Source organism: Okeania sp. (assembly GCF_035285525.1).
GTDB lineage: Bacteria > Cyanobacteriota > Cyanobacteriia > Cyanobacteriales > Microcoleaceae > Trichodesmium.
On the sequence record NZ_JAYKGW010000212.1, the window covers coordinates 1 to 9,598 of the forward strand.

The 9,598-nt window shown below is 34.7% G+C and carries 7 protein-coding genes; 1 reads left to right on the forward strand and 6 read right to left on the reverse strand.

Going from position 1 to position 9,598, the window contains the following annotated elements; all coding sequences use genetic code 11:
• Nucleotides 1-325 precede the first annotated feature (325 nt).
• The 6 genes from VKJ25_RS20155 to VKJ25_RS20180 form a co-directional block, all read right to left on the reverse strand.
• Nucleotides 326-1,486, reverse strand: a complete 1,161-nt coding sequence (locus VKJ25_RS20155) for a tetratricopeptide repeat protein (RefSeq protein WP_324238432.1) — start codon at nt 1,484-1,486, stop codon at nt 326-328.
• A gap of 28 nt (nt 1,487-1,514) precedes the next feature.
• On the reverse strand, nt 1,515-1,637 hold the full coding sequence (locus VKJ25_RS20160) for a hypothetical protein (RefSeq protein ID WP_324238433.1): 123 nt from the start codon (nt 1,635-1,637) through the stop codon (nt 1,515-1,517).
• Between the two features lie 191 nt (nt 1,638-1,828).
• Complete coding sequence (locus VKJ25_RS20165; RefSeq protein WP_324238434.1) at nt 1,829-3,112, reverse strand: ATP-binding protein; 1,284 nt, start codon at nt 3,110-3,112, stop codon at nt 1,829-1,831.
• 487 nt (nt 3,113-3,599) lie between these two features.
• Complete coding sequence (locus tag VKJ25_RS20170; protein WP_324238435.1) at nt 3,600-5,021, reverse strand: protein kinase domain-containing protein; 1,422 nt, start codon at nt 5,019-5,021, stop codon at nt 3,600-3,602.
• 202 nt (nt 5,022-5,223) lie between these two features.
• Nucleotides 5,224-5,877 (reverse strand): FHA domain-containing protein, encoded by a 654-nt coding sequence (locus tag VKJ25_RS20175; RefSeq protein ID WP_324238436.1) that lies wholly within the window; start codon nt 5,875-5,877, stop codon nt 5,224-5,226.
• 319 nt (nt 5,878-6,196) lie between these two features.
• Nucleotides 6,197-6,580, reverse strand: coding sequence for a hypothetical protein (locus VKJ25_RS20180; RefSeq protein WP_324238437.1), 384 nt, complete (start codon nt 6,578-6,580; stop codon nt 6,197-6,199).
• An 834-nt stretch (nt 6,581-7,414) separates the two neighbouring features.
• Here VKJ25_RS20180 and VKJ25_RS20185 point away from each other — a divergent pair.
• On the forward strand, nt 7,415-9,439 hold the full coding sequence (locus VKJ25_RS20185; protein ID WP_324238438.1) for a mechanosensitive ion channel domain-containing protein: 2,025 nt from the start codon (nt 7,415-7,417) through the stop codon (nt 9,437-9,439).
• The last annotated feature ends 159 nt before the right edge of the window (nt 9,440-9,598 follow it).

The following is a 9,598-nucleotide window of genomic DNA, read 5'->3' on the forward strand; positions in this document are numbered from 1 at the left end:
CATATTTCGGGTAATATCAAACAAGGAAAGCACCAGAAAATCCCCCAACCCTCCTTTGAAAGGGGAGTAGAAGAGGAAAAATTAAGTAGGTGTAGGTTGGGTTGAGGCACGAAACCCAACAACTACAGCATATTTCGGGTAATATCAAATCCAGATAATTACTGTACCCAAGTCATTGCGACGGTCTCTCCGTGGAAGGAAGCAATCTCAGGGGGTTTCGGGAGATTGCTTCCTATCGTCGCAATGACAACTATTAAACTGGATTCTACATAATACCAAAATTAATTGGCGATAGTGTTACGCACCGCTACACGATCGCTCCTTTTCAGTTTATCCTTTTCCACCATCCGCGTATCCGCGACGAAATCCCTGTCTGACTCTGTTTTTGTTGCCGACAAAGTTCGAGATTTTTTCGTACAGTCTGAGTATGAGGATGTTCCTGACCTAATGTTTGTTCAAACATATCTAATGCTTGCAAAAACAAAGGTTCTGCTGCTTCGTATTTTCCTTGAGAACGATATAATTCTGCTAAGTTATTGAGGTGATTGGCAAGAGAGGGATGATTTTCGGGTAAAGCAACTTTGTCGATTTCAATAGCTTGCAAATACAAAGGTTCTGCTGCTTCGTATTTTCCTTGAGATTCATATAATCCTGCTAAGTTATTGAGATTGCTTGCCAAACCTTCCTCCAAACCCAACTCTTGCTGCCAAGCTATTGCCTTCTGAAAATATCCCATCGCTTTCTGCACCTCCTCCTGATAATCTTCATATTCCCCACGTTCCAACCGTCGAGCAAAAATCTTTCCCAAACTCCCATAAAAAGTCACCAAACTAACATCCTTCTCTCCCTTTTCCCGTTCAATATCAGAAATCAACTCCTGCAAATCTGTCACAGGCAAAAAATAAGGGTCATCATCATCCACCTCATCCCACCTCTCACCCAAAACCGGAGCCAAAAAATCCACATCCTGCTTTGGAAGAGCCTTTTTCTGAAAAGAAACAAACCGAAATACACCCTTGCGCCACGCCCAAAAATCCGGCGCTCTTTTACTCAGACTGCATTCCATTTGCAACGTCATCCACAAGACAATAGAAAAAGGAAATTGTCGCAAAGCCTCCCGCGTCCACTGTAAATAACCGAAAAACTTATCCTGTTCCGATCTTTCCCCATCCAAAGTCAAAAAACGCAACCCCTCCACACCCGTCACAGTAATTACAGCTTGATTTCCTGCCTGCAAATATTCATCAGTTTCCACCACCGAAGCGATCGCCGCCCTCAGACTAGGTTCACCTTTTGGTATCTGCACTCGATAGCAAGGAATATTAGGGGATAATTCTGTTTCATACTTGCGAATTATTTTTTCTCTATATTGACTATCATCACAAACAGCAATCAGAATATTTAAAGTTCGGTAACTCGCCTCAATAGAAACAATTAAATCATCATAATTGTTCTGATTCTCTAGATTTTCTAGCAACTTTTTCATATCAGCTATTATATTTTAATAAATTTAATTATTGAGCAAGCTTGTCAAAGGGAAGTTTGGGGGAATTAAACCGTTCCATATCTTTAACAAAGGAAATAATTAAGTCATCATAATTATTCTGATTTTCCAGATTTTCTAGCAACTTTTTCATATCAGTTATAGCAATCTTAAATAGTTTGTAATATAGATATAACTTACACAGATGAACCGAGAAACCCGGTTTGTACAAGAAACCGGGTTTCTGCAAGAAGAGACCGGGTTTCTTTGCCTAAGTCTTAGCTCCATATTTTTAATAAGTTGGTATTAATTATCCATTATCCATTATCCATTATCCATTATCCATTATAACTTCCCCTTCCTTTGCAAAATTTCTGTAACAATAGGGTGAACATCATACCAAAGTTTTGCATTGCGATACTCTAGCACATATAACCCATGCAATAGATCTAAAAATCTTTGTTCTTTCGGGTCATTTGGAGTAAAGAATTGATAAGTTTGCTGTAAAAGTTCATAGTCCGCATTTCCAATTCTCGTATCAAAATCAATACTAATATTAGTAATAGCTTCCTGTAGCACTTCAGCATTAATTTTTATGTCTAAATCATCTGGTTTGCGCCGAATTAACCGCAGACAAATTCGACAACATTGATTAGTTATTCTGACTAATTCTCGTAATACTCCACCACTATAAATAATAATTTTCTTAACAACTTCTGGCTCAATTAAATCTCTGGAAATGCGTTTATACATCACATCAGTTAACATAGCGATCGCTTCTGATATTGGCTCAGAATTATTTATGTAACGTTCTCCCTGTTTAAACAATTTAGAAACTGGCATTATCACAATTTGATTATTAGTTTCTGTTGTTAAAGTTCCTGCCATCCGTACTTCCCGTAAAGCAGAAATCGGAACAGTAAAAATAACTCTAATATTGGGTTGAAATAATGATTTGACATTTTCTTCAAAAACCTGTCTTACTACACCCAAATCAATTTTATCTAAATCATCAATAATCACTAAAATTTCTTTCTGAGAAGCACCCTGAACCACAGCAGCAATTTCATTAATTCTAGCAATTAAATCAGATATTTTTCGGTTAAATTCTTGTTTAATTTCATCTCTAATAGTAGCATCAGCTTTTAACTTCCCACTAATTATTTTAAATAAGTCAAAACCAACCCCAACTCCAGCTTGAGATTCTTCAATTTCTGTTCTAGTGTGCTTGGCAAACCACTTATAAAATTGCTCTTTTATAGAAGGTTTAATTTTTATCTTTTGTTTTTCAGCTTCCTCCATTAAACGAACAGCGATCGCGAACAAAATATTAATGTGATTAACATCGGACATTTCTATCGAATCAGAGATAGAGAAAAACACCACAAAATATTTATCTGCCATCCGCCGACCAAACTGTGCTAAAAGAGTAGATTTACCACATCCCCGATGACCAGCAAAAATTATTTTACTATCTCCAGAAGGACTATCCTCCACCAGTTGTTCCAACTCTTCAATAGTTTCAGTTCCATATTCAACCCAGAACTTTTTCAGTGCCGTTTCTGTCAGTAATGGTAGAAGTTCCATATTTCTATAAGCTTCCCGAAATGGTTCTAATAATTGACTCATATTCTTCTAAATTGTTTGGTTTTATAATAGTAGTATAGAATTAATTGGTACAAGTAAATAAGAATTAATTTTACTAGGACTTACACGGGAGGAACCCGGTTTCTATAATAAATCGTTGTTTTGAGCAGTAATAATCTACCCTCATACCCAGTTTCTGGGTTCATCTGCGTAAGTCCTGTTTACTATAAAGGTAGCTAATATCAAATCTGGTAATATCGGTATAAAAAAGCCAGAAAATATGTCTACCATACAGTAGATACCATCAAACTCAAATAAATCATCTATCTCAAGATAGATATTTCATACCTGTCTTGATGTAACCATTCAGCTATTACTCCCTTCCCGGTGGAAGATTTCCTATAAGGTAGGTTGGGTTTTAGCTTGCTTCCGCGCAGCAGTACGAAGTCAAACCCAACACAGACGTTGGGTTTCGTACCTCAACCCAACCTACAATCTCAGGAATGAAGTAACTATAGCAATCCTATTTTCAACCTCTTTTCAGCAAGTGTTCTTGATTGAATAAAATCCAGTTTTTTAATCCTAATGCAAACTCAGAATTATTATCTAAATTTAAAGCGCGATCGCATACAATTAATGCTTTTTTCCATCTTCCAATTTTAGCTAAAGACCAAGCAAAGTTTGCCTGTATCCAAGATTCTTGTGGAGATAATTTTACGGCTTTTTCTAATTGTTGAAGTGCTTCTTGCCATTTTTGTTGCCGACAATTAATTAAACCTAAAACTCCATAACTTCTCCCATCGTTAGGATTAATTTTAATTGCTTGATTAGCTGCAATAATAGCTTGGTTATCTTCGATATAAACTAATATCATTGCTAACTCTACTGCTGCTATACCATGATCAGTTTCTTCGAGCAAACAATGTTGATAAGCCGAAACTGCTCCCGTTAAATTTCCTTGTTTTAAAATTTGTCTAGCTTGCTTTAAATTTTCAGAAATAAACTTACCTTTCAGTGCCTCAATTAATTCATCAGCAGTTTGAAAACGTTCCTCTATTTCTATTTTCATTCCTTTTAAAATAATTTCTTCTGTTTGAACAGAAATTGATGGTTCTATTTGCCGGGGAGAAATTAAACTTTCTGAACCTAATCTACCAGGAGCTGCTATTGGCATTTCACCTGTTAAAGCATGATAAATTGAAGCACAAATAGCATACAAATCTGTACTAGGATTAGATTTAGTTAAATTCGTATATTGTTCAATAGGTGAATATCCAGGTGTTAACATAGCAGTCATTTTATTCGTGATATCTGCTAAAAATTTCCTAGCAGAACCAAAATCAATTAAGATAGCTTGGTCTTGAGAATTAATAATAATATTATCTGGTTTAATATCCCGATGTAAAAAGTTATTAGCATGAACTAACTTTAAAGCTTCTGTAATTGCAATAAAATATTTTTTGACAATATTTTCGGGAAGTTTACCTCTTTCTTGCAAAATTTTAGATAGAGGCTTACCTAAAACAAATTCCATAACTAAATAAGCAGTATTATTAGCTTCAAACCAGTTAATTACTCTGACAATATTAGGATGAACACATTTGTTCAAAGATTTTGCCTCTGTCTTAAATTTTTGGATTTGTTCTTGTTGAATTTTAGGAGAAATAGAAGGAGGCCAAATAATATTAACTCCATGCCTAAGAAACTTATCAGGGCAAAGTTCCTTAATCGCTACATCAGTAAAATTTTCTAAATCAATTGCTTTATAAGTAATGCCAAAACCACCCTCACCTAAAACTTTTTCTATTCTGTATTTACCTTGCTGAAGTAAAGTACCATTAGGCAGTTGATATCCTACTGAATCTAAAGTTTTTAAAGCAAAACCACAAGCAGTACAAGTAATAGCTATATCAAGATTTTCTGTGGCACAAATTGGGCAATTTATTAACATTTTCTTTGAACCATAATAGAAGTAGGTTGGGTTGAGGCACAAAACCCAACCACAATAATAGAAGTAGAAGTAGGTTGGGTTGAGGCACAAAACCCAACCACAATAATAGAAGTAGGTTAGGTTTGACTGTTGTACCGCTACAGGTCAGCAAGCAACAACCCAAGCTACATTTTTAGATAAAACAATTGGATTATAGCTAAAGTCAAGTAATTAAAAATAATAACCTAATTTTACCTATAGAAATTTCATCTCCTGAATTTAATATTGTTGGTTTATTCATACGATATCCAAACCGAGTTTTACCTATAGGTTTAATATAAATACCATAAGTTGAACCCATATCTTTTATGTGCCATTGATTATTTTCAAAATAGATTTCTGCATGAGTTGAGGAAACAGTCTCATTTCCATAAAACCCATCTAAATCAATTTCTACTGGTCCGATATTTGGGTCAAATTTACCAATAATAGCATTGTGACTATCAATAATAAATTCTCTTATCGGCGCACCTACTTCTTTAGAAATTAGTTTAGCAACAATGCTTTTACTAAGAGGAGTACGGGTAGAACTTATAGGCGATATATGGTTTTTTTGAGCATCTTCTATGATTTGATTTTGGCTGGCAAAAATATTGGTATTTACTGGTGTTTTTAGGGGATAGTTATTAATATTTTGATTGAAGTTTAATTGTTGTTCATCTGATTGAATAAATGTTTTTCCTCCTGGATTTTTCATCCATTGTTCTTGGGCTGTAAATGAATTGATTGATGTTTGAATTTCTGAACCACAAACTTCACAAAATTCGTTTGTGTCCGTATTTCTATTGTAAAAACATAAATTACAAGTAATAGCCATAATTATTGTCAAAAAAAATTATTTATTTAGGGGAAATATATTATTTTGTGTAAGTCCTGATATAACAATATGAAATAATTTGTCAGAAAAAACTTTAGGGGTTTGGTTTCCAAATCCCTTTGCGTTTGGGGAAAGGAGACCAAACCCCTACAATCAAATCTTACAACCTATTATTGCTATATTCAGAACTTACGCAGAAACTGGATTAATCAACAAAATTTTGTGGTTTGAACAACAATATCACAACAATAAACCCGGTTGATTTCTGGCTTTGTGTAACTTCTGTTATTCTGAAAAAATCTACTCCTTACTTTAACTTTTAACAAAAATTTAGAGGAGGTAATGCTCCTATTTTTGGTTCTATATCAGATAAATCTGAATCAATAACTGAGGAAATTGTTTGATTTTCTAAGTCTGTTAGATTATGAATATTCTGATAATTAACTGTAGGTAAGTCTAGCATAATACTACTGTCTCGATATCCTTCTTTTATATCTTCAATCCAAGTTTTAATAATTCCCTGCAACTGAATTTCATTGATTTTACAGTTACTTTGCTTTTCTAGTTCATTTTTAATTTTATTACATACTATGGGAGTAAAAAAAATTGTTGGCTGGTCTTCATAATATTGTCCTAAGTCTACAGTATATCTATATTTTTGATTAGTATTTTTTTTAGTAACATTTAGAGAATATTGAACCATAATAATTTCAAATAACTAAGAATTGATAACCATTCAGATATTAGCACTAAGCTATAGAATTTTCAATTAAATACTCATCAATTATCTAATCATAAAATGTAAGCATTCAGCCGTCAAATATTACTTTTGTTATTTCATAAAGCGATTCATTATTCAGAAGTTTTTTTTGACTATAAAAACCAGTTTTTAAGTTGATATTCGTTTAAATTTTCTCCTTAAAGTTGAAGTTTTTATTCCTAAATCCTGCAGTTCTTCAGGGGGAGGCTAGCTAATATCTGTTTGCGGAGCATCCCGCAGGAAATGCTTACAATAAAATTAGCTTAAGCTATACCAATCCTAAATAATTTTTCAAAACAAACCTAGAGATTAAATCTCTAAATTCTATCTGCACTTAGGTTCGGAAAGCTAACCCCTATAATAAAACATTACAAGCTTTTTAGGATTACTATATTTTGACTGAATTTAAAATTCTAGTCTGAGAATATAAAACTTTTATGAGACATCTCCAAAAAGAAAAAACAGGAAATCAATTCTTATCCATACATTATGAATTACTTCTTCCTATTGCCCATTGCCCATTGCCTATTCCCTCTTTTCTAGAGGAGTCTATTGGTCTTGACATAATTTAGTTTGATACTATAAAATATACAGCCATATTATAGTAAATTTCTCTAGTTCATTTATAGCAATCCTAAATAGATTTTCAGATTTCATAGTAGGGGTTTGTTTTCCAAACCCAAATGGAAAAGAATTTGGAGACTAAACCCCTGCAGTTTTTTCTCACAAATGATTTCTTATGACTATACCTTTCTATATTTCTGCAAATTAAAGAAGATGAATTTTATACAAAATAATATGGCAAAATTTCCCAAATATATATTTAGATTTGCCCTTGTACTTTGCATCGGTTTACTATCAGTTTTTCTCCTCTCTCCTGTCCAAGCTGAAGATGTAAAAATTATCAAAGCTCCAGTGATATTAGATAGTCGAATATTGTTAGAAATTGAACCTTTAGATAACTACACAGCTCAGGAGCGAGCTGCATCTATCACATCAACTTTAGAGTCAGCATTAGCTGATAGTATTGAACAAAAAATCCCGCCCAAGGTGGAACTACAAAAGAAAACACCTCCAAAACTCAAAGTAACTCCTTCTGAACAAAATGTGGAATTGACTGTTGATACTGCTCTCTTGGTAGAAGTAGAATCAGATGATAATCGCCTGTTAGTCAAAGTAGTTCCCATTGAGCAAAATTTAGAATTAATGGTTAACAGTCGTCTCTTGATGGAGGTAGAATCAGAAGAGGAGGCAAAAACATTGCAGGAACAACTCCAGCAGAGTTTAGATAAAATTTGGCAGGAACGGACAGCTAATACCAAAAATACCGAAATGTCTGAATTTGAATTAAGAATAGCACTCAAATATCTGACAATTGCTTTTGTGATCACTCTGTTGCTTCAGACAGGATTAGTATTACTATTTCGTCAAGTTCTACGTCGGAAGATCAAAAACCCTGAAAGACGTTGGTACTCATTGCAATTATTGGTTCTGGTCTTATTACAGGTAGGAGTATGGGCGACATTTATCTGGTATGGAGTCAAATTATTTCCCATAACTGAAGATTGGTTTTACCAAGTTGTTGAACATCTAAACAAAACATTTAGTAGCCAAATGTTTCAATTGGGAGAAGAGAAGATTTCTCTCAACCGCATATTAGCGATCGCTTTAACCGTTGTAGCACTTTGGATCGGGGTAAGTTGGTTTATTCGTATTCTCAAATCTCGCTTACTCCCACTCATAGAAGTTGAACGCAGTCACCAAGATGCAATTGCTTTTTTTGCTCAATATGCACTACTATCTATTGGCACACTCTTAATTATCAATGCTGGAGGAGTAGATTTTCAATCTATAGCTATTTTAATTGGGGCGCTGGGAATCGGTATTGGTTTTGGATTACAAAATATTGTGAAAGACTTTATTTGTGGATTAATTTTAATTGTCGTCCGTCCGATCAAAGTTGGAGAGTTAGTCCAGGTGGGAGAATTTCAAGGTTTAGTTCAACGCATTGGTACTAGGACTACTGATATCTCCAATATCGAACGCTACATTATTACTATTCCTAATTCTCGCTTTATTGAAGGGGAAGTGCTCAACTGGAACCGTAGTGGTATCACGAGGGTGAAAGCTTATGTAACAATTCCCTACGAAACAGATATTGACTTTGTCTACAGGGTTCTACTTGCTGCTGCACAAGTAGAACATCCAGATATTTTGCGTCATCCTCCCCCCAAGGTTAAATTTCGGGAATATATAGAAGATGGGTTGCAATTTCGGGTGGTAGCATTTATCCGCGATCCTCTGAAGCAACCAAAGGTGAGAACTCACTTATATAACCAGATAGAAATACATTTGCGCAAGTATGGCATTGATGTGGCTCGCCCTCAAAAAGACCTAACTCTCAAAGAACTCGACCCAGAAATCTATGGTTGGCTGCGATCGCAAACCTCTGATGAGTTCCGAGTTATATCTCAAGAAACTCAATTTCTTGAACCTCCTGTTATCAAAGAAGAGTACGACTGGGAGGCGATATCTAATGCAATGCGGGGAGAGAATGGAGTTTCTATCAAAGATCGACGGTTTAAGTTTAAGCTCTTTAAAAATGTCTTTTTAGGTTCGGAAGCAGTGGAGTGGTTAATGGTTAATGAACGAGCTACGAGGGAAGAGGCAATAATGATGGGTGAGTTAATGTTGCAACAAGAAATAATTCACCACATTTTTGATGAACATCGTTTTAAGGATGAACCTCTGTTTTATAGATTCTATAATGATGAGGAAGTAGAAAGTAATGTCGAATCCTGATAATTATTGTTTATAAAAAATATTGTAGGGGCGGGTTTTTCTAGAGATGTTTTGGTTGACTCTCAGATTTAGCTAAACCCGCCCTGTCGATTATTGTAGGGATGGGTTTTTCTAGAGATGTTTTGGTTGACTCTCAGATTTAGCTAAACCCGCCCTGTC

Coding starts and splice junctions, on each gene's coding strand:
- VKJ25_RS20175 (WP_324238436.1), bottom strand. CDS start 5,877: ATGGCTATTACTTGTAATTTATGTTTTTACAATAGAAATACGGACACA.
- VKJ25_RS20185 (WP_324238438.1), top strand. CDS start 7,415: ATGAATTTTATACAAAATAATATGGCAAAATTTCCCAAATATATATTT.
- VKJ25_RS20170 (WP_324238435.1), bottom strand. CDS start 5,021: ATGTTAATAAATTGCCCAATTTGTGCCACAGAAAATCTTGATATAGCT.
- VKJ25_RS20160 (WP_324238433.1), bottom strand. CDS start 1,637: ATGAAAAAGTTGCTAGAAAATCTGGAAAATCAGAATAATTATGATGAC.
- VKJ25_RS20165 (WP_324238434.1), bottom strand. CDS start 3,112: ATGAGTCAATTATTAGAACCATTTCGGGAAGCTTATAGAAATATGGAA.
- VKJ25_RS20180 (WP_324238437.1), bottom strand. CDS start 6,580: ATGGTTCAATATTCTCTAAATGTTACTAAAAAAAATACTAATCAAAAA.
- VKJ25_RS20155 (WP_324238432.1), bottom strand. CDS start 1,486: ATGAAAAAGTTGCTAGAAAATCTAGAGAATCAGAACAATTATGATGAT.